This is a genomic window from Enterobacter cloacae complex sp. P14RS, from assembly GCF_014895895.1.
Taxonomy (GTDB): Bacteria; Pseudomonadota; Gammaproteobacteria; order Enterobacterales; family Enterobacteriaceae; genus Enterobacter; species Enterobacter bugandensis.
The window spans coordinates 41,662-62,921 of the sequence record NZ_JADBQM010000027.1 but is presented as its reverse complement, the minus strand read 5'-3'; the positions used below and the strand labels follow the sequence as shown (position 1 = coordinate 62,921).

Sequence of the window (21,260 nt, the reverse complement as noted above, 5' to 3'; positions counted from 1 at the left end):
CCTTTGGAATGGACTAATGTAAATGGCCTACCGTTGATGATAAGGCATAACACAAGTCGTATATTCAACACCCCGGGATTTATAAAACAAAACATTCTTCTCAATAATAACGAAGTTTCAATAAGCCTAGATAGTTTTAAAAAAATATTAGTCATCAGTTCCTTTAAAGCTGGGGAACGTATAAGTAATGATATAAAAAATGAATTGCATCGGGTAATAAAAGAATGCAACGACCCTAGTATTAATTCAGTAGTAAATGAAAAAGTTTCTAAAAAAGGGTCTTACATCCCGAACTTTGAAATGGAAGTAATATTTAAAGATGTCACAAATAAAAATGAGCTAGTGGATTCTTTGAATTCATTTAAATTCGCTCTTGTAATATTTGATATGCACGGTGGCCATGATTATGATGGGCATGGATTCCTTGAGCTATCAGGTGAAATTTTGTATCCTTATGAGTTAATGGGTTTAGCTAATATCCCACCAATAGTCGTATTAAGTGCTTGTGATACAAGCCCAGCCGATAGAAATCATTTTAATGCAGCAAATGCTTTTCTATGTGCAGGAGCAAAAACGGTACTGGCTAGTACATACCCCATATTAAGTAGAGATGCGGCTATCTATATAGGCCGATTATATAAACGCCTAAGATACTATCTACCTGAAAGAATTTTATTCACTAAAACAAGTTTAAGATGGTCAGAGTTCATTACGGGACTTAACCGCCGAGTTTATTTCGATTATTTTTTAATGTACATTTTCAGAAAATATAAAATTAATGATAAGTCCATATTAATAGAGTTACGGAAATATATAAATATCGCATTAGAAAATCACCCTCACGATTTTTTAGATGGAGTTTATTATTTCTTTGAAAATTTAACAGACCTATCTAAAAATCAAATTAGTGATGAACTTAATAATCACTTCTTGTTTGCTGAATGCCTGAACTATGTGCAAATAGGCTCTCCTGAAAAAGTTTTAATTTATGCAGAAGATCTAAGCATAGAATAAAAAACTTACTGATATAGGATCTGCAGATAAAAATCACCTGCAGATCTTAGAATCCAAACGAGGTAGGTTCAGGCCGTACAACAACCCAAGTTTCATAAATTAAATAGCGATAACCAAATGTACAAAAATGATCACCAGCTTCGATTGGTGGTCATTCTGGTGGTCTTGACAAAAAGGAAATTCAGGATTAGCTTAATTATTAGCCAGTTACTGGCAAAGGCGATCCCAGTCAGAGAGTCAAATTCTTGTTTTCATGTCGCTTTGCGAATCCATGTACGATTTTGATTCAATAAGTTAGCGTGAAAAGCCTTCCCGATTCGTATTCAGTTTACCCCCCGCATCGGGAAAAAGTGGTCGTCAAATCTGGGTCATTTCAGTTCGATTGTGGAGTGATCGCCAAATGCCCCCCTTAACGACACGAAAACCCGCAGCCTCAAACCTTCTTGTAAAGCCTCTGATTGGTCTGTAGCTGCGTGTCCATCCAGACGGTTCACGTCTTTGGTATCCCAAATACCGTATCAACGGTAAAGCATCCCGTCCTGGCTTAAGTGCTTACCCTGTTATGTCGCTGGCTGGTGCCCGACAGCAACGCGAGGGGATCCGTAAGTTACTGGCTCGGAACATTAATCCCGCTCAACAACGCATTTTCGGCCACGGAATAACTACGTTCGATTATCTGGCGGACAGCCTCTTCTTAATTCGGGAGTAAAACGCGGTGTACCCATAGACTTCTTCAGTGCTCAAACTACAGGGCAGATTTGTCTACGGCTCGGGGCGCTCCAGTCTTGTCCATTTCTCAAATGCCAAAACTTTTGGTTATTAATAGGGAAAGGTTTACTCACGTCGGGCGCAGAGAGGTGTTAACGTCGCACCATATTGATTTGCTGCGTCACGAATGCGCTGCGGAAATACTCGCGCAGCGCCGCCATCGCCGGGGTGAAGTGGGCGTCATGACGCCATGCTAGGCCGACGCTCATCGGGTGCACATGGTTCACCAGCGAACGGGTCTCAATGCGCCGCCCTTCCAGCGACCACGGGCGATAAACCAGGTCCGATAAGATAGCAATCCCCGAACCATTAGCCACCATGCTGCGCACCGCCTCGACCGAACTGGTGCGCAGGATGACGCTCGGGCAGGCTCCGGCCTCTTCCCAGTAGCGCATGGCACTGTCTGCGGCTTCATCCACCGTGAGCATAATGAAAGGTTCCCCGGCCACATCCTCCAGCGTCACGTGCGATTTTTCACATAACGGATGCCGCGATGGCAGCCACAAGCGGCGCGTAGAATTAAACAGGGTTTCGGCATAAATCGACTGATGGCGTAAATTGCCAGTCAGCACCAGTGCCATATCCAGCTTCTGGTCAACCAATCCTTGTTCAATATCCTGCCGCTCATACTCAAACAACTGGATATCAATGTGCGGGTAATCCTGCGCCAGCCGTTGCAGATGGAACGGCAGAAAATAGCCAATCACCGTGTAACTTGCCGCCAGGCGCAGCGTGCCTCGCACACCCGTGTCATTAACCGGCATACTACGCACGGCATTATCCACGGTCTGTAACACGGTATAGGCATGGTTAAGAAAATGGTTCCCGTAGTCGGTCAGCATCATGCCGTGCACCGAGCGGGTAAACAGCTTCTTGCCCAATAGCTGCTCCAGCTCCTGAATCGCCCCGGTGACCGCCGACTGAGAAATATTGAGATGCAAGGCCGCCAGCGAGATCTGCCCCATTTCGGCGGTGGCAACAAAATAACGAACCTGGCGTAATGTCAGCATCTCTGCCCCTCTTTTTATTTAAGCAAAATGTTTGCCCATGAGCGTTCTGTTTTTCTGATATCAGACTATCTAAAAATAATACTTTTCGGATACAAATAAATCTTCATATAGTGAATTGACGTCCCCAACGGAAATAAGAAATTATTATGATGAAAACGGTCGATATCAACTCCGATATAGGAGAAAGTTTTGGCTCATGGATAATTGGCGATGATGTTGATAATGAACTTATGACGATAATCAGCTCCGACAATATTGCCACCGGGTTTCACGCTGGTGATCCCAGTATTATGCGAAAAACTGTCGAGTCGGCCAGAAAAAATGGCGTAGCCATTGGCGCACATCCGGGATTTAATGATTTACAAGGATTTGGTCGCCGCCATTTATCTATTCCGATGGACGAACTGGTTAACGACATTATTTACCAACTGGGTGCATTGCGGGAATTCGCACGTTTATACTCCTTGCCATTGCAGCATATTAAACCGCACGGCGCGTTATATATGCACCTGGCGCGGGATGAAACGGCAGCGCAATGTTTTGTTGCCGCCCTGCATCAACTCGACGCCGGCCTCTATCTTTACTGCATGGCGGGCTCCGCCGTCTGGCAGGCAGCGCAGCGGCTGGAGCATCCGGTAGTCACCGAGTTTTACGCCGACAGAGAGTATGACGATCAAGGGCTTATTGTCTTCACCCGCAGTACCGGACGTCTTAATGTGCAGGCGATCACCGAGAAAGTGTTAATGGCCTGTCTGGAGGGGAAAGTCAAAACCGTTACCGGCAATACCATCCCGATTCGTTTCGATTCTATTTGTATCCACAGTGATACGCCCGGCGCACTGGAAATTATCAGCTCGGTAAAAATGGCGCTCATTAATGCAGGTATAAACGTCTGCTCACCGGGTATGGTTTAATCATTCCCGCTTATCTGGAGAGAAATACGATGTCTGATATTGAAATTTTTTCGCCATTGCCAGGTATTTTTTACCGGCAACCCTCACCGGAGGCTGCACCTTTTGTTAAGGATGGCGATAAAGTCGAACCCGATACCATTATTGGTTTAATTGAAGTGATGAAGCAGTTCAGTGAAATATTCGCCGAGACTCGCGGCATAATAAGCGCCATCACCATACAAAATGGTGATGCCGTCGAACCCGGACAGGTGATCGCCATAATAAAAACCGATAACGAATAATCACTGCGGAGGATTTATGACGGGGAAAATAAAAAAATTATTGGTCGCTAACCGTGGGGAAATAGCGGTGCGTATTATTCGTGCTGCGCAAACACTGGGGATCCCAACGGTGGCGGCATGCAGCGAGGCGGACAGCGAAAGCCTTGCGGCAAAACTGGCCGATGAGGTGTGCATTATCGGCCCGGCACCTGCCGCGCGCAGTTATCTCAACATTAATGCCTTACTGGATGCCGCCGCGCAAACCGGTGCAAATGCGATCCACCCTGGCTACGGTTTTCTGTCGGAAAATGCCCAGTTCGCCGAGCGGGTTGAACAGGCCGGGTATATTTTCGTCGGCCCCGACGCGCAAACCATTCGCGTGATGGGCGATAAAGCCGCAGCCCGCCGCACAGCAGCAGAAGCCGGTGTGCCGGTCGTTCCCGGCTCCCGGGTGCTGGAAACGGTACAGGCAGCGCAAGTTCGCGCCAGCCAGATCGGTTATCCCTGCCTGATTAAAGCCGCAGCCGGTGGCGGTGGTCGTGGTATCCGCGTGGTAGAAAATGATGAGGCACTGGCGCGGGAATTCCCCGTTGCCCAGAGCGAATCGAAAGCCGCTTTTGGCTCAAGCGCAGTCTATCTCGAGCGTTTTATCGCCCGCGCCCGTCATGTTGAAGTGCAGATCCTCGGCGATGGCGAGCGGGTGATCCACCTGTTCGACCGCGAGTGCTCGTTACAGCGCCGTCGGCAGAAAATCTTTGAGGAAGCGCCCTCGCCTGCCCTGAGTCCTGCCCAGCGGGCCGCGCTCTGCGACAGCGCAGTGCAACTGGCGCGGCACCTACGCTACCGCGGGGCAGGCACGCTGGAATACCTGTTTGATGAAACGCGCGGCGAGTTCTGGTTCATTGAAATGAATACCCGTATCCAGGTGGAACACCCGGTAACCGAGATGGTAACGGGCATCGATCTGGTGCAGTGGATGTTACGCATTGCCAACGGTGAACCGCTAACGTTGGCGCAGTCGGATGTGCACCTGAGCGGCAGCGCTTGCGAAATGCGCATTAACGCCGAAGACCCCGACAAGAACTTCTTCCCTTGCCCTGGCCGGATAGACGCAGTGGTGTGGCCGGGTGGCGAAGGGATCCGTGTCGACAGCCATGTCTTCAGCGGTTACAGCGTTCCCCCGTGGTATGACTCCTTGCTGGCGAAGGTAATTGCCTGGGGCCCCGATCGCGCCGACGCGCTGGCCCGCGCCCGCCAGGCACTCGGCGGGCTTGAACTACGTGGCATCAAAACCACCGCCCCGCTGCATCAATGGCTGCTGCAACACCCGCAATTGCAGGCGGGAGAATTTACCACCACCACCCTTGAGCAGTGGCTGGCGGAGCGCGACAGTGCAGCCACGCCGCCGCTACAGGAGAGGCGCTATGGCCAATAATCCGATTCGCTACTCGTTTGGCGGAGATGAGCATCTTTTTGCCGAAATTGACCAGTCAATGTCGTTAAATGCTTTTTTCCACGGCCTGACACTGACACGGGCACTGGAGGCATGCCAGCTCCCCGGTGTGCTGGATATTTGCCTGGCGAACGCCTCTTTCCAGGTACGCTTTAACCCGGACGTGCTGGCACCGCAAACGCTGCTCGACAAGTTGCAGGCGCTGGAAGCCGATAGCGAAGCCGACGCAACGCTGGCGACACGCATTATTGAGGTGCCGGTGCTGTACAACGATCCGTGGACACACGAGACGTTAATGCGTTTTCGCGATCGCCATCAGGCACCGGAAGGCAGCGACCTCGACTATGCCGCACACATCAACGGTTATGCGGATAAAGACGACTTTATTGCCGCGCACAGCGGTACGCCGTGGTTCGTGTCGATGGTGGGTTTTGTCGCCGGATTGCCGTTTATGTACCAGATGGTCGGGCATGACAAACAGCTCCAGGTACCGAAATACCTGCGCCCGCGTACCGATACGCCCGGGTTATCCCTCGGTCATGGCGGCTGCTTCGGCTGTATCTACTCGGTGCGTGGCGCTGGCGGTTATCAGCTGTTTGGTATCACGCCAATGCCGATCTATGATCCGGCGCAACGTCAGCCGTATCTGCAAAGCGAAATGGTGTTCTTCAAAGCGGGTGACATTGTGCAGTTCCGCGCCATCGATCATCAGACTTATGACGACATCAGCGAACAGGTGAAAAAAGGCATATTTTCCCCGCGCATTCGCGATGTGACATTTGTGCTTGCAGACTTTGTCGCCGATCCGCAGGGCTATCCTCAGTTATTGAAAAGGGGGTTGTATGACCATCAATGTGATTAAGCCTGGCCTTGCCACCACGGTACAGGATGCAGGGCGTGAAGGCTATTACCACCTGGGCATTCCCCCCTCCGGCGCATTGGATCCGTATTCAATGCAGATGGCGAACCTGCTGGTGGGTAACGCAGCCGATGATGCGGTGCTGGAGATGACGCTGCTCGGCCCGGAGTTACATTTTTCCACCGATGCGCTGATCGCGGTGTGCGGCGCGGCGATGACGCCGATCGTTGACAATCAACCTGCTGCTGCGCACAGCGCGCTGTATATCCACGCCGGGCAACATCTGCGCTTTGCCCCGGCCCGCCAGGGATGCCGTGGCTATCTGGCGATTGCTGGCGGCCTTGATGTGCCGCGCGTCCTGGGAAGCGGCTCGACCTATACGCTGGGGGCGCTGGGGGGCTTTCAGGGGCGGCGACTGGCAGCGGATGATGTGTTGAACGTGCATCCAGTAAACGCAGATCGCTTCCGCCGCGAGGGGAACACTGTTCCTGAGGCATTACTGCCGGTGCTGGAGAAATCCGTCACTCTGCGACTGGTACCGGGCCTCTATATCCACCGACTGACGGATGCCGCGGTCGATACCTTCTTTGCCGACGACTGGTATGTCAGTACCGAAGCCGACCGCACGGGCTACCGTCTGAAAGGCGGGCAGCCGCTGGCGTTTAACCCACGGACGCCACCGTTTGGCGCAGGCTCTGATCCCTCCAATATTGTCGATGCCTGCTACCCCATTGGTTCCGTTCAGGCACCGGGTGGGCTTGAGCCAATTGTCCTGCTGCGCGATGCGGTGGGCATTGCATTCACTGCCTGACAGTCTGATTGCGCTCTTACTCCTTCCAAAATCTTGCGCTTTGCCATTTGAACTGCTGCTATTTGTACTGTATAGTACAGTACAAATATCTATCCAGACCGGAAGAATAAAATGGTAGCTGACGAAAGAACCTCCGCTCCTAAGCACAGAACTGCCAGAGGAGCCCAACGTGTCCGTGACCTGACTGAGGCCGCCGCCGAGTTGTTCCTTGAACGGGGCTTTGATGCAGTCGCTGTTGATGACTTGATTGCGCGTGTTGGTGGATCACGAAGCACCATTTACAGCCACTTTGGAGGAAAAGAAGGTCTTTTCAGGCATGCAATGATCGACCTCTGTACCGAGGTTGCCAGGCCGCTGGAGCAACTGAACATCGCGGACGGAGAGCCAGGCGAGGTGCTGCCAGTTCTTGGCCGGCAACTACTGAGATCTGCCCTGTCTTCACGCACCCTTGCGTTGCATCGACTTCTGGTCAATGAAGGCCGGCGCTTTCCGGACGTTGCCAGAGCTATGTGGGACGTCAGCTACGGTAAAGCCATCCAAATTCTTTCAGTCTGGATTGCCGCTCAACAGCAGCCGGGAAAAGGATTAGGCCGCGACGTCCCCGCCAAAGCGCTGGCGGAACATTTTGTCAGTCTGGTGGCCGCTAACACCAAGCTTCAGGCTGCGTCTGGACTTCGATCACCAACATTGACTGATGCTGAAATCGAGGAAATCGTTGGTCATGCTGTACAAATTTTTCTTCATGGCGCAGCGGGTGGGCAAACGGACGAAGACAGTAAGAAATGAAACATTTTTTTAACCACGTAGCAACCAGCAAGAAGAATGGAGGTAGAAATGTATGAATACTCAAAGTAGTCAGTCCGGAAAAGAGCAGGCTAATACGAATGCGGCCAATGTAAAAGTTGCCAGCCCGGAGAAAAAACACTGGGCACAACCGAGTTTCTTTAACGACAACGTGCTGCTCGATGCGCTGATCAAGCACATCCTGGGCCTGATGCCCTATGGCATGACCGACTTCGGCGAGGTCATGGACGTGGTGCACCAGCTCAGGGGCAGCGACGAAGAGACCTGGGTCAGTGCCTGGGCCGCGCTGGCGACCCGGCTGCAAGACAGGGCCGAAGATGCGGACAGAAATAACAGGTCTGTCACCGCGGCCAGTGCCTACCTTCGCGCTTCGACGTACTGGCGCTGCGCGTTGCTTTATTTCAGCGACTTCGGGGACAAGCGTATGAAGGAGTACGCAGTCGCCAGCGCATCGTGCTACGAGCGACACATCTCTCTGTCCGGCTATCCCGCCGAACGCATCGAAATCCCCTACGAAGGCAGCTTCCTTCCCGGCTATTTCTACAGATCACCTCATGCTGACGAGAAAGCCCCGCTACTCATCGTCACACCGGGCCGGGATACCTGGGCCGAGGACACCCGGTGGGTTTGCGAAGGTGCGCTTCAGCGGGGCATTCACTGCCTGACCTACGATGGCCCTGGCCAGGGGTTCGCGCTGCGTCTGAACAACCTGACCTTCCGCCCCGACTGGGAGAAGGTTGTCAGCCCGCTGATTGACTTCGCGCTGGAGAAGTTTACGGAGATAGACGCCTCCAATATCGCGCTGATGGGCCTGAGCTTCGGCGGCTATCTGGTGCCTCGCGTGGCTGCGTTCGACAAACGTATCAAGCTCTGCATCACTGATCCGGGCAACATCAGTTGGGGACGTCAAATCATCGCGCAGCTGGAGCGTTTCGCCGACCGGCCGCTGGCCGAGCTTCCTGATCAGTTACGGAATCTGGTGAGTGATTACGCCTGGAAGCATGGCGTGCCCAACTCGATCAAAGATGTAGTGCAGGCCCTCCAGCCCTATGACAACTCAGCCATCCTGGACCAGGTGACCTGTGAAACGCTGGTGCTGGATGGAACCGGCGAGGTCTTCCACGGTGCCAGGCCGTTCTTCGACGCCTTGAATTGCCCCAAGGAGTATCTGTTGTTCGATGAGTCTTCGACGGCGCAGTCGCACTGCCAGATAGGAGGCTATGCCACGGCCACCGAATTCATCTTCGACCGGATTGCAGACCGGCTTGGGCGCGGGTAAATCGCGCGTCTCGCTGAACCTTGTGGTCTTCTCAAATTTTCCCAGGAGCATGACATGGACTCATCCGCTACCCCCTCCCCTGAATTCCGTCTCGGCGGGGATCTGTCGATCAACCGGCTCGGCTTTGGCGCCATGCGCCTGCCTTGCAATGGTTTCCGCGGTCCGGCTCGCGATCCGGAGACCGGCCGCGCGGTGCTGCGCCGCGTGGTTGAACTTGGCGTCAACCTGATCGACACGGCCGATTTCTACCAAAGCTCCGATGGTGTAGTACGAGCCAATGCGCTCATTCGTGAAGCGCTGCATCCCTATCCTTCAAATTTGGTGATTGCAACCAAGGTCGGTGTTGTATTCAACCCGGATGGCAGCCACCGGCCCGCCACGGGCGGAGACATGCGTAAGCTTGTCGAGGAGAACCTGGCAAGCCTCGGCGTGAACCGCCTCGACCTGGTGTACCTGCGCATCGGTGAGATGACGGTACCGCACGGCGAGTCGCTTGCAGAGCGCTTCGGGGCGTTGGCCGCACTTCGCGAAGAAGGCCTGATTCGCCACCTCGGCATCAGCAATGTCGATATCGGGCATTTCAATGAGGCCCGCGCCATCGCTCCGGTCGTGGCCGTGCAGAACAACTTTCACTTCGCCCGGCGCGAGGATCGGAGCCTGTTGCAGACCTGCGAAGAATCCGGCATCGCCTTCTGCCCGTTTTTCCCGCTTGGCGGAGGTGTGGGCGAGATCGACGACGGGCGGCTTACCCGAGTGGCAAAGCGGCACGGTGCCACGCCTGTTCAGGCCGCGCTGGCCTGGTTACTGGCGTCCTCACCGGCCATGCTGGCAATCCCTGGCACAGGGTCGGTCAGGCATCTTGAAGAGAATGTCGCCGCTGGCGGCATCCGGCTCACTGAAGAAGATCATGCCGAACTCGCGTGAAGCGGTTTGCCGCACGATACCGGGCCACCCGAGGCACCGTTTTATACTGATCGCAGCGACCCTTGTTACAGCGGGCATATTGACCGGCTGCGCCAGCGTAAAACTGAGCGCCCCGCCCGCTGCAGCAGTGAGCTTCGAGGACTATCGACGCGAAACAATCCAACATATACAGGCTGGTCGCCATTTTCAGCTTGCCGACCACGATGCCGAACTGACGTGGAATACACCTCAGGAGTGGCGACCCGCGTCGTCGGAGAAAGGAAGTTATCCCCGCAAAGGGATCCTGCTCGTGCATGGCCTGGGCGACTCGCCGTGGTCATTCCGGGACCTTGGCCAGCCGCTGGCAATGCAAGGGTTTCTCGTGCGAACGGTGCTTCTCCCCGGACACGGAACCCGCCCCGAGGATCTGTTGCAAACCACAGCAGAGCAATGGCAGCAGGTCGTGTGGGAACAGGCCAACGCACTGCAGAAGGATGTCGAAGGACCAGTCTACCTGGGGGGCTTCTCCACGGGCGCCAATCTGGCTCTCGACTACGCTTACTCCCATCCAGAAATCGCAGGGCTGGTGCTGTTTTCGCCAGGGTTCAAGAGCATGCCATTCGACTGGCTTGCGCCACTGGCAGCCCGTATCAGGCCCTGGCTCATCACACCGGACGGCAACGTTCCGATGCAGAATGCCGTCAAATACTTCAATGTACCGGCCAACGGTTTCGCACAATTCTACCGGACCAGCGCCAACGCGCGCCGGCTATTGCGAGAGCGGGCCTATGACAGGCCGGTATTCATGGCGGTCGCCGGGCATGACTCGGTGCTGGATACTGGTTATCTGCTCGACGTTTTCCAGCGGCGCTTCACACACCCGGACAGCCGCCTGATCTGGTACGGCAAGGCACCGGACAGTCTGGTGGATATGCAACGCGTTCTAGTTCGTCCCGACAGGCTCCCCGCATGGCGCATCAGTCAGTTTTCGCACATGAGCCTGACATTTGCCCCGGCCAACCCCGTGTATGGCGAAGGCGGAATTATTCGTATCTGCCTGAATGGCTTTAGTGCAAAAGACACGCAGGCCTGCGAGCAAGGCGTACCGGTCTGGTATTCGGACTGGGGCCACCGTGAGCAGGGAAAAGTCCACGCGCGGCTGACTTTCAATCCCTATTTCAACTGGCAGAACTCGGTTATGGCGACCGTTCTGGGCAGGTCGCAGACAGCTGATGCCTCTGCCGAAAGGCCGGCGGCTGCCAGCGTCAAAGACATCGACATCAATACTCCGCCGCGCGACGCGGTGACGTTCTAAATCCCATTGTCATTACGAGGCATCCATGAAGAGAGTCCAGTTCAGCCGCTACGGCGGCCCCGAAGAAATGTCGCTTGCAGAATATTCGCTGCCAGCCCTTGAACCCCGGCGAGTCCGCGTGCGCGTAAAGGCCGCAGCAATCAACCCGCTCGACTGGAAGATTCGCCGTGGCGTCATGAAGTTCGTTACTGGCAACCGGTTTCCCCAGGGCATGGGCTCTGACTTTGCAGGCATTGTCGACGAGGTTGGCACCGCCGTGACAGACGTCCGGGTTGGCGATGAGGTGTTCGGCACGGTAGAAATCAAAAGGCAGGGTGCGTTTGCCGAGGTCGTCGATGCTGACGCGAGGCTGGTTGCCCCCAAGCCCGCCGCGCTGTCATTCAGTGAAGCTGCGTGCTTACCCATTCCATTCGCCACCGCCTGGGCGGCCATTGTGGGCGCAGCGCGTGCTGGCAGCGAGTCGCGGATATTCATTCACGGCTGCAGCGGCGCGGTCGGCAGCAGTGCTGTGCAACTGGCTCAGGCCTGTGGAGCACAGGTTTCCGGCGCCTGCGGCGAAGCCTCGCTGGCAAGCGTGGAGCTGGCCGGTGTCCGCCCGGCCTTTACCTACCCGGACAAAACGTCCTTCGCCGCTTATGGCCCGTACGACGCGGTGTTCGACACGCTCGGCACGCTCGACGTCGCCGAGGGTCTGGCGATGCTGAAGTCCGGGGGACGCTTCATCGACATTAATCCGACACCTGGCAGAATGCTGCGCGGCTTTATTTCAGGGCGCTACCGGATGGTGTTCGCAACAGGGGGATTCAGGAACCTGCGGGAGATAGCCCGACTGGCCTGTGAAGGCAAAATCCATGTATCCATTGGACTGGAAGCGCCGTTCACCGACGCGCTGACTGTCATCAGGAACGCAGAACTCGGCCGGCGGCCTGCCGGGCGGATTGTGCTGATCATGTAATCAGCGACGGACCTGTCTCAGGAACCCGGCAATGGCAGAAAACGGCCATTGCCGAACATGATATCAACTGAAACTCAGTGGCGATCATGACGGGACATGGCGACTCTGGTTAAACAAGATTGTTCATGTATAGCTATGCCACAGCAATATCGCATGGACTGAAGCAACGAAACGACTCCAGCCTAGCCCGGGCGGCAAGGTACACGGATCGCCAGTGGTGCACGAGAATACGGGTTTTACAGCGACACAGGTATCAGTGCCTCCTGCTTTGCCGTGACGAAGGAGCCGGGCAGCATGTTGCCGGTGGTGACCTGTGCTCCATCGCTCTGGATTTGGACTTTGCGATGAGAAGGTCAGACCGAGAACAATAGTTACTGTCCCCCGCCGTTGCTGACATAAGCCCGAAGGAACGCATCGACCGCTGTTGCTACAGCTTCCTTTGGCGTAAACCAGGGTTGAGCACCAAATAACAACGGTTCAATAAATCCGATTTCGAGCAAACCCTTTAGATGCGCCGCGGCAACGCGGGCGTCTACCGGACGAATCACACCATTCTCCTGCTGACGGGCAATATAGTTTGTCATATGTTCCCACGCCCGCCCGGCCCCCATCTCGTAGAGCGTGGCTCCCAGCGTAGAACTTGCGCCTTCGGCAATGGCAGCTCGCATGATGGCAAGCGTATCTGCAGAAGTCAGCAAAGCAAGCAGGGCCTCACCAAAACGCCGAAGTGCCAGTGAAACATCCGGCTCGGACAGATCAAGCAGTCCCATAATCTCATCTGCTTGTTCTTCCATCACTGCCATCATGGCAGCAGCGAATAACGCTTCCTTGGATTTGAAGTAGCCATACAGGGTGCCTTTCGATCCTCCGATCCGCGCTGAGATCATCGCCATGCTGGCGCGCGCATAACCGACATCGCGAAATACCTCGATTGCCACATCAAGGATCGCCTTACGCCGATCGTCTGTCTTTACTCTCATTCGAAACCTCACTTTTTCATACAGCACTGTACGATTTTGCATTGACACCTGCAAGAACATATATCTAAAATGACCGTACAGTATGGTTATGTAGGCATATTATGGGGTCATCAAATTTCCAATGGCGGACCACGGCGTCGGGAGGTGTCACCGCCTTTGTGGTTGTGCTCATGCTAAGCAGCTGTGCTCCCCTGCCACAAAAAAATGACGTGGTGCCTGCAGGACCAGAAAGCTTCGCGAGTGCTACAAGCTTTTCCGCACCCGGGAGGGCCTGGCCCTCGGATCGCTGGTGGGAAGAATTTGGCGACGCCCAGCTCAATGCACTGATCACCGAGGGGTTGAAGGGAGCGACCGATTTGCGCGTGGCTTCAGCACGTTTTGCCCGTGCCGAAGCACTGGTTCAGGAGACCCGGAGCAGGTTGCTTCCCGCCATCACAGCAAATGGTGAGGTCGGATCGACCAAGCAAAGCTACAACTATCTTTCCCCGGCAAGTGGGCTGCCCGAGGGCTGGCGTGATTATGGTCAGACAACCCTCAATCTTACCTGGGAGCTCGACTTCTGGGGCCGCAACCGGGCGGCATTAGCAGCAGCGCGTTCACAAGCCGAAGCAACAGGTGCCGAAGCTGCGGCCACTCGTCTGGCTGTGTCAGCAGGCATCGCCAGCGCCTACGGAGATCTGGCCGGAGATTACGCCGAACATGATGCCGCCGAACATGCTATTAAAGTGCGTAAGCGCACACTGGAACTGATAGAGGGTCGTAATAAGCAAGGGCTGGAAAATAAAGGTGCGGTTGAGCGCGCCCGTTCAGCACTCGCCACAGCTCAGGGCGATCTGGCTGAACAGAATGAATCCCTCTCCCTCACTCGTCACCGGATTGCAGCACTGATTGGGGCTGGCCCTGATCGCGGACTGACTATAGCGCGTCCGGGCGCGACCATTACTGGCAGCTTCGGCCTGCCAGCCAATCTACCGGCCGAATTAATCGGACGACGCCCTGACATCATTGCCGCACGGCTCCGGGCAGAAGCTGCTGCGAGCCAGATCAAGGAAGCCAGGGCGGCCTTCTATCCAAACGTCAATCTGACAGGTCTGATTGGCCTGCAGGCTCTCGGCATCGGAAATGTGTTTGAGTCAGGGTCCGATTTTGGAACAGTCGGCCCGGCCATCAGCTTGCCGATCTTCGACGGCGCGCGTTTGCGCGGACAGTACCGTGCCGCCGAAGCCGATTACCGGGTGGCCGTCGCCCAATATGACGGCGCATTAACGCAGGCGCTGCGAGATGTGGCTGATGCAGCCACAAGCACACGCGCGCTGGACCTGCGGCTTGAACACGCACAGGAAGCAGAGCGCTCTGCCAGTGCCGCATGGTTCGTTGCCAGCAATCGTTATCGCGGCGGCCTTGCGACCTATCTTGATGTGCTGGCTGCCGAAGACGCCCTCATCAGCACCCGCCGCACGGTCGCGTCTCTGAAAAGCCGCGCCCTTGTCCTCAAGATCGCCCTCATCCGTGCGCTCGGTGGCGGCTATCGCGCATAAAGGAAATCCGAGCCATGTCTGAATCCACCAATACCATTGAACAAGATGTTCCCGTTGCCAACAATACTGCTGCGGATAGCAGAGCGCAAAACGCCAGGCGAAAGCGGCTATTTCTGGCCCTGCTGGCGAGCGTCGCTACGCTCGGGGGTGGCTATTACGCATATGATCTTTTCGTCGCATCCCGCCATGCTGAAACCGACAATGCCTACGTCGGGGCTAATATCGCTCAGGTGACCCCTCTGATTGGGGGGCCTGTGCGCGAAGTCCTGGTGGATGATGCGCTGCACGTGAAACAGGGGGATGTTCTCGTTCGACTGGACGATACGGATGCCAGGATAGCGCTAAAGCGCGCCGAAGCTGAGCTGGCGTTGACTGAACGCCGCGTGCGCGGTCTTATCGCCACGGATGGCGGTCTTGACGCGCAAATAGCGGCACGGGCTGCCGACGAAGTGCGCGCCCAGGCGCAGGTCTCTTCTGCACAGGCTGATCTTGCCAGAGCGAAAATCGATCTTGACCGCCGCAACGCCCTGGCTGAGTCGGGCTCCGTCTCAGGCGAAGAGTTGACCACAGCGCGCAATGCCTACAGCACTGCGCTCGCCAGTCTGAGAGTTGCTGAAGCAGCCCGTACGCAGGCCGCGGCCAATCGTGCCACTGCCATCGGGAGCCGTGACGCCAACCGGGCACTTATAGACAAGAGTACACCTGACACCAATCCCGAGGTGCTGGCAGCACGTGCTGCACGGGAGCAGGCTCAGGTCGACCTCGAACGCACCATTCTTCGTGCACCCGTTGATGGGATCATCTCCCGTCGCCAGGTGCAGGTTGGTCAGCGTGTGCAGCCTGGCGCAATGCTGATGGTCGTGGTCCCGATCCACGCCAGCTATGTGGACGCCAACTTCAAGGAGGGTCAACTCAGGAAGGTTAAGCCAGGCCAGTCGGTTAAGCTCACCTCAGACCTCTACGGTAATAGCGTTAAGTATGACGGCAAAGTCGTCGGTTTCTCCGGCGGTACCGGCTCGGCCTTTTCTGTAGTGCCGGCGCAAAACGCAACCGGCAACTGGATCAAGGTCGTCCAGCGCCTGCCAGTAAGGATTGCACTCGATCCCCAACAGCTTGCAGAGCATCCTCTTCGTGTCGGTCTGTCTATGACCGCCGATATCGACGTCTCCAACTGATTGTGAGGAACCAGACGATAATGGTTGATTCCATCTCTCAGCATGAAAATCCAGCCGCCCGGTCATTAAGGGGCGGGAAACTCATCCTCGCCGCTATCCTGATCGGGCTGGGCAATTTTTTGGTCGTGCTGGATACCACTATCGCCAACGTCTCGATCCCCCATATCGCCGGCGGGTTAGGGGTCTCGTCCAGCCAGGCAAGCTGGGTTATCACCTCCTACGCAGTGGCCGAAGCGATCACTGTGCCGCTTACCGGGTGGCTCATGCGCCGCTTCGGTGGTTATCGTGTGTTCATTACCTCTTATCTGGCCTTCGGCGTGCTCTCGCTAGTGTGTGGCCTGTCGGGCACGCTTGGCATGCTCGTCGCCGGGCGCATATTCCTGGGTTTGGCCGGTGGTACGATCATTCCCCTTTCGCAGACCCTTCTGCTGCGTATCTTCCCACCTGAGAAGGCGACAATCGCGACAATCATATGGGCGATGACAACCACAGTCGCACCGATCGCCGGTCCCATTCTTGGCGGCACGATCTCCGATAACGTCGGGTGGGAGTGGATATTCTTCATCAATGTGCCAATTGCTGCCGCCGGTGGCCTAGGACTTCTGTACCTGATGCGAGGCCAGCAGGAAACGGTCACCCGGTCTCCGATTGATGTAGTGGGTCTTGGCCTGCTTATTGTGTGGGTCGGTGCGCTCCAAATCATGCTTGATGAAGGCCGCAACCATGACTGGTTCGCTGCAACAGAAATCCGCGTGCTTGCAGTGATTGCAGTAATCGGCTTTGTCGCCTTCCTGATGTGGGAACTGACCGAAAAGAATCCCATCGTTAATCTGCACGTGTTTCGCCATCGCGGCTTCGTTGCGGCTTCCATTACCTACTCGGTTGCGTTTGGTGCGTTCTTCGCCAGTATTGTTCTGATCCCGCTCTGGCTGCAGCAGAACATGGGCTACACCGCCACGTGGGCAGGATATGCCACCGGGATCATGGGGATTCTCGCAGTAATTAGTTCCCCCATCATCGGTCAGGTAGCGGCAAGGCTCGATCCACGGCTGATTGTATCGGTCGGATTGCTGGGACTTGGTGGCATATCTGCGTGGCGGGTGGGATTCACGCCGGATATTACCTTCATTCAGATGGCCTGGCCGATGCTGCTGACGGGCCCATTCCTGATGATGTTTTTCATCCCTGTAACCGGTCTGTGTATGGCGAGCGTCACAACAGCAGAACAGGCCGACGCGGCCGGGATCTCAAATTTCATGCGAACGCTCGCCGGCGCGTTTGCGACTTCAATAGTTCAGACCGGGTGGGCCAACGCGACACGTGAGAACCAGACTGAACTGGCAAGCGCGATGACTCAGGGACAAACCACCCTCGACAGCATGATGGCCAGTGGAATGTCGAGAGAGGTTGCCACATCTACGCTGAGCAGCATCGTTGAGGGCCAGAGCGTCATGCTCGCAACACTCAACATGTTCGCTGCGATTGCTTTCTGCTTCGCCTTCGCCGCCGCATTAATCTGGTTCTCTCCAAAACCAAAGGGACCCATCGACATGAGCGGCGGTCACTAAACAACAGGGCATAAAACCATGGCAAAGAAACTGAGTCTCTCCGCTAAACTCATCGTGTTTCCAGACCTCGTTGTCTGCGAGCACTGCGACAGGGTGTACCGGCGCATCGCGCTGGCCCCGGGCGAGGTTGCACGCTGCGAGCAATGTACTGCCATCCTCTATCGCGCCAACCGTCTGGATGTCGATCGTTGGCTGGCGCTGACCGTCGCCGCAGCAATCGTGTTCGTGATCGCCAACGTCTGCCCGGTCGTTCGCATCAGTATGCAGGGGTTGCACAACGAGACCACGCTCTGGCAGTCGACGGCGGCGCTCGCCTACGGACCTGGCGCTCCCATTGCAGTACCAACTGCAATATCAATCATCGTGGCACCACTTCTACAGATCACTCTGCTGGCCTGGGTGCTGGCTTTTGCCCGCACTGGTCGGCGTGCGCCAGGCTTCGCGCAGGCGATGCGGATGCTGGTCGCGTTGCGCCCCTGGAGCATGATTGAGGTCGGTCTGCTCGGCATTCTGGTGGCGGTCATCAAACTGTCAAGTTTCCTCCAGGTAGCACCCGGACCGGGGATCTGGGCCACGGCCGTGTTAGTGCTGCTGATTACGCTGATCGCGAGCCGCGATATCCACTGGCTGTGGGAGCTGACCGAATACAACCAGCAACGGCAGGCGGGCCGCACATGAATCTGCCTCCCCGCGCGTGCCACCTGGGTGTCATCGGCTGCCATATCTGTAGACTCGTTTGCCAGGACAAGCTCGACGAAACGAAGCACGTACACTGCCCTCGCTGCGGCGCATCACTGCATCGTCGGCGCCCCGACAGCATTGTGCGGGCCTGGGCCTTGTTGATCGCTGGCTTGATTTTCTACATTCCGGCCAACGTGCTGCCGGTTATGTATACCAGCCTACTCGGCAGTGGCAGCGGTAGCACCATCATGAACGGCGCTATCGAGTTCTGGAAATCCGGGTCTTATGGCATCGCTCTGGTGATTTTCATTGCCAGCGTGGCAGTTCCCTGCACCAAGTTTCTTGTCCTCACACTGCTGCTGATAACTTCACAACGACGCAGTAACTGGGCGAGACGCGAGCGAGCCAGACTCTACCGGCTCGTTGAGGTGATCGGCTACTGGTCAATGCTCGACGTACTGGTGGTGGCTGTAGTTGCCGCGCTGGTCAAGTTCCAGGGCCTGAGTGATATCGAGCCACGAGTTGGCATCTTCTTCTTTGGCGTGGTGGTGATCCTTACCATGCTCTCAGCTATGACCTTCGACCCCCGTCTGATATGGGATGATAAACCGGAATGAATAACGAACCCGAACATATCCACCAGCCCGGCAATCCTGCAGTGGCCCGCCGTCGCTGGCGTATTTCCCTGGTATGGCTGGTACCAGCCATCGCTGCACTGGTCGGGCTGTCAATGCTGGCGCATACCTGGCTGTCAGCTGGTCCTGAAATCACTATAGCTTTCCGTACAGCGGCAGGACTGGAGGCAGGCAAAACACCGGTCAAGTACAAGGACGTGACCGTGGGCACAGTAACGGCAATCACACTCAGCGACGACGGCTCGCACGTTGCCGCCACGGTCTCGTTGGCCAGGAGCGCGGAAAGTCTGACCCGCAGCGACACGCGGTTCTGGGTCGTGCGCCCGCGTATTGGCACCGGCGGTATATCAGGCATCGACACACTTCTCTCCGGCGCCTATATTGCGGCGGATGCTGGATCGGAACATGCATCCAGCAAAGTCTTTACTGGCCTTGAAACGCCGCCAACGGTTATTGGTGGTATGCCCGGAAAGTCATTTGTCCTGCATACCGAAGATCTGGGGTCGCTGGATGTTGGCTCGCCGGTCTACTTCCGGCGTATCCAGGTGGGCCGGGTAGCCTCCTACAAGCTTGATGATGATGGTAATCACGTCAGCCTGCAGGTCTTCATCGACAAACCCTACGACAGCTTTGTCACTACCGATACCCGATTCTGGAATGCCAGTGGGATGGATGTTTCGCTGGGTGCTGACGGACTCAAGCTCAAAACGCAATCCGTGGCCACAATTGTGGCGGGAGGAATTGCTTTCGCCGCCTCTGCACGCGGCAAAGATCACACGCAAAAGGCACCTGAAAATACCCAGTTCAGTCTTGCACCGGATCAAGCCAGCGCCATGGCTGAACCCGACGGGCCGGAGCAGTTCGTCCAGCTACGCTTCGACCAGGCACTACGCGGTTTATCTGTAGGTGCTCCGGTTCAATTCTCGGGGATGGATCTGGGCAGGGTGGTATCAATAAACCTCGACTACGATCCAAGTACGCTCCGATTCCCCACAACCGTTGGCATCGTGGTGTATCCACAACGTCTTGGGCGTCTGTTGGATAAATTGCCTGGTACAAATACAGAGCAACAAGCCGCTCAATTTCTGAGAGAACTGGTCGAACATGGCCTGCGCGCGCAGGCGAGATCAGGAAATCTGCTGACCGGACAGCTCTATGTTTCGCTGGAATTTGTTCCGGATGCACCGAAAAGAACCATAGACATATCGGCACGCCCACTAAGCGTTCCCACAATCAACGGCAGTTTCGATCAGTTGCAGGGGCAGGTGGCCAGCATCGTCGGCAAGATAGAGAAGATGCCCCTCGACTCAATCGGGCGAAACCTCGACAGCACATTAGCAGAACTTGACAAGACCCTTAAGCAAGTCAACAGCCAGACGTTACCGCAAACCACGCAGACCCTGCTGCAGGCCCGGCAGGCCTTTGGTGCGGCACAAGGTGTGCTGGCCGAAGATGCGCCATTACAGCAAAACCTGGGCCAGACGCTACAGGAAGTTCAGCGGGTATCTCGCTCACTACGGGTGCTGACAGACATGCTTGGCCGGCATCCTGAATCACTGTTGCGCGGACGCCCGGAATCTCCCTCGCCTCCTGCCACAGGAAAAGACAACACAGTAAGTCAACAGGAATCGCATCAATGAAAAGTTACCGTTTTTCTGGGCTTCTCGTGCCGGTCTTCTTTCTGAATGCCTGCGCGTCTCCGCCAGTACATTACTACTCACTTCTCGCACCGTCCGGGGAAACAATAACGACGAAGCCACCGGCCCCCTTCATGGTTGATGTATTGCCGGTCGGTATCCCGTCACAGAACGATCAGTCACAACTGGTCGTACGACAGGGCGCCGCTGGTGCCGTTGTCCTTGATAACGAGCGCTGGACTGGCCCGCTGGATGACGAAATTCGTAGTGCCTTATCGTCAGTACTGACGCATGAGTTGGCCACCCAGGATGTGGCCGGGCTGCCACAGACCTCTGCCAGGCCTGTACTCAGAATCAAACTCCAGTTGCGTCGGTTTGATGCCTGGCCCGGACAACGGGTTCAGCTTGATGCCGACTGGAGTTTGGGATTCGCGAATGAGGCGGGAAAGCCACGGCTGGTCTGCCGGGGCTATCTGGATGAGCCCGCGCCAGGAGGCTATCCGGAAATGGTTCAGGCCCAACAACGACTGGTCGCTGCGTTAGCCAGGAGGATAGCGACAGATGCACGAGCCTGGGCACATTCTCGTCAGGCAGCTTGCGTGGACCCACAGGAGTAACCCCGGGAGTATTGCGCGTCCTGCCCGTGATCGACGGAGGATGTGATCGGGAGTCCGACGATAGTAGATTGATAGACAGCATCC

At 55.8% G+C, this 21,260-nt stretch carries 20 protein-coding genes and 1 pseudogene; 19 read left to right on the top strand and 2 right to left on the bottom strand.

Annotated elements, in window-relative coordinates:
- Both IM295_RS21410 and IM295_RS21405 read left to right on the top strand, forming a co-directional pair.
- On the top strand, positions 1–1,014 hold a 1,014-nt coding region (locus IM295_RS21410; RefSeq protein WP_193067293.1), incomplete at its 5' end, for a CHAT domain-containing protein.
- Between the two features lie 408 nt (positions 1,015–1,422).
- Positions 1,423–1,660: pseudogene (locus IM295_RS21405) on the top strand (Arm DNA-binding domain-containing protein); the annotation flags it as partial.
- A 214-nt stretch (positions 1,661–1,874) separates the two neighbouring features.
- Here IM295_RS21405 and IM295_RS21400 read toward each other — a convergent pair.
- A complete protein-coding gene (locus tag IM295_RS21400; RefSeq protein WP_193067292.1) occupies positions 1,875–2,792 on the bottom strand; it encodes a LysR family transcriptional regulator in 918 nt (305 codons plus the stop codon).
- A 146-nt stretch (positions 2,793–2,938) separates the two neighbouring features.
- Here IM295_RS21400 and IM295_RS21395 point away from each other — a divergent pair, with 146 nt between their 5' ends.
- The 10 genes from IM295_RS21395 (at position 2,939) to IM295_RS21350 (ending at position 12,345) form a co-directional block, all read left to right on the top strand.
- A complete protein-coding gene (locus tag IM295_RS21395) occupies positions 2,939–3,706 on the top strand; it encodes a 5-oxoprolinase subunit PxpA (RefSeq protein ID WP_200900453.1) in 768 nt (255 codons plus the stop codon).
- Positions 3,707–3,735: 29 nt separating this feature from the next.
- Complete coding sequence (locus IM295_RS21390) at positions 3,736–3,987, top strand: acetyl-CoA carboxylase (RefSeq protein WP_047063028.1); 252 nt, start codon at positions 3,736–3,738, stop codon at positions 3,985–3,987.
- A 16-nt stretch (positions 3,988–4,003) separates the two neighbouring features.
- A complete protein-coding gene (locus IM295_RS21385; protein ID WP_047955834.1) occupies positions 4,004–5,401 on the top strand; it encodes an acetyl-CoA carboxylase biotin carboxylase subunit in 1,398 nt (465 codons plus the stop codon).
- On the top strand, positions 5,391–6,281 hold the full coding sequence (locus IM295_RS21380) for an allophanate hydrolase subunit 1 (RefSeq protein WP_193067291.1): 891 nt from the start codon (positions 5,391–5,393) through the stop codon (positions 6,279–6,281). Before IM295_RS21385 ends, IM295_RS21380 begins: the two co-directional genes overlap by 11 nt.
- A complete protein-coding gene (locus IM295_RS21375) occupies positions 6,262–7,089 on the top strand; it encodes a biotin-dependent carboxyltransferase family protein (protein ID WP_223812790.1) in 828 nt (275 codons plus the stop codon). Before IM295_RS21380 ends, IM295_RS21375 begins: the two co-directional genes overlap by 20 nt.
- 111 nt (positions 7,090–7,200) lie before the next feature.
- The gene (locus IM295_RS21370; protein WP_047063024.1) at positions 7,201–7,875 is read left to right on the top strand and encodes a TetR/AcrR family transcriptional regulator; all 675 of its coding nucleotides are present in this window, start codon (positions 7,201–7,203) and stop codon (positions 7,873–7,875) included.
- Positions 7,876–7,927: 52 nt separating this feature from the next.
- Positions 7,928–9,172 (top strand): S9 family peptidase, encoded by a 1,245-nt coding sequence (locus IM295_RS21365; RefSeq protein WP_080346974.1) that lies wholly within the window; start codon positions 7,928–7,930, stop codon positions 9,170–9,172.
- 54 nt (positions 9,173–9,226) lie between these two features.
- Positions 9,227–10,096: an aldo/keto reductase gene (locus IM295_RS21360; RefSeq protein ID WP_047063023.1), complete on the top strand. Its 870-nt coding sequence runs from the start codon at positions 9,227–9,229 to the stop codon at positions 10,094–10,096.
- Positions 10,041–11,390 (top strand): alpha/beta fold hydrolase, encoded by a 1,350-nt coding sequence (locus IM295_RS21355; RefSeq protein ID WP_223812791.1) that lies wholly within the window; start codon positions 10,041–10,043, stop codon positions 11,388–11,390. The genes IM295_RS21360 and IM295_RS21355 overlap by 56 nt, the downstream gene beginning before the upstream one ends.
- Before the next feature lie 25 nt (positions 11,391–11,415).
- Positions 11,416–12,345, top strand: coding sequence for an NADP-dependent oxidoreductase (locus tag IM295_RS21350; RefSeq protein ID WP_047063021.1), 930 nt, complete (start codon positions 11,416–11,418; stop codon positions 12,343–12,345).
- 371 nt (positions 12,346–12,716) lie between these two features.
- Here the strand turns inward: IM295_RS21350 and IM295_RS21345 are convergent, their stop codons facing one another.
- A complete protein-coding gene (locus IM295_RS21345; protein WP_052768068.1) occupies positions 12,717–13,367 on the bottom strand; it encodes a TetR/AcrR family transcriptional regulator in 651 nt (216 codons plus the stop codon).
- 128 nt (positions 13,368–13,495) lie between these two features.
- Here IM295_RS21345 and IM295_RS21340 point away from each other — a divergent pair, with 128 nt between their 5' ends.
- Genes IM295_RS21340 through IM295_RS21310 form a run of 7 tightly spaced genes read left to right on the top strand, consistent with a single transcriptional unit; the run spans position 13,496 to position 21,176 of the window.
- Positions 13,496–14,863, top strand: coding sequence for an efflux transporter outer membrane subunit (locus tag IM295_RS21340; RefSeq protein WP_047063020.1), 1,368 nt, complete (start codon positions 13,496–13,498; stop codon positions 14,861–14,863).
- 14 nt (positions 14,864–14,877) lie between these two features.
- Positions 14,878–16,038, top strand: a complete 1,161-nt coding sequence (locus tag IM295_RS21335; RefSeq protein WP_047063019.1) for an HlyD family efflux transporter periplasmic adaptor subunit — start codon at positions 14,878–14,880, stop codon at positions 16,036–16,038.
- A gap of 20 nt (positions 16,039–16,058) precedes the next feature.
- A complete protein-coding gene (locus IM295_RS21330) occupies positions 16,059–17,606 on the top strand; it encodes a DHA2 family efflux MFS transporter permease subunit (protein ID WP_072208238.1) in 1,548 nt (515 codons plus the stop codon).
- Between the two features lie 18 nt (positions 17,607–17,624).
- Positions 17,625–18,284, top strand: coding sequence for a paraquat-inducible protein A (locus IM295_RS21325; protein WP_047955835.1), 660 nt, complete (start codon positions 17,625–17,627; stop codon positions 18,282–18,284).
- On the top strand, positions 18,281–18,904 hold the full coding sequence (locus IM295_RS21320) for a paraquat-inducible protein A (protein ID WP_047063016.1): 624 nt from the start codon (positions 18,281–18,283) through the stop codon (positions 18,902–18,904). The genes IM295_RS21325 and IM295_RS21320 overlap by 4 nt, the downstream gene beginning before the upstream one ends.
- On the top strand, positions 18,901–20,562 hold the full coding sequence (locus IM295_RS21315) for an intermembrane transport protein PqiB (RefSeq protein ID WP_047955836.1): 1,662 nt from the start codon (positions 18,901–18,903) through the stop codon (positions 20,560–20,562). The genes IM295_RS21320 and IM295_RS21315 overlap by 4 nt, the downstream gene beginning before the upstream one ends.
- Positions 20,559–21,176 carry a membrane integrity-associated transporter subunit PqiC gene (locus tag IM295_RS21310; RefSeq protein ID WP_047063014.1) on the top strand — a complete coding sequence of 206 codons (618 nt, stop codon included), beginning with the start codon at positions 20,559–20,561 and terminating at the stop codon, positions 21,174–21,176. Before IM295_RS21315 ends, IM295_RS21310 begins: the two co-directional genes overlap by 4 nt.
- The last annotated feature ends 84 nt before the right edge of the window (positions 21,177–21,260 follow it).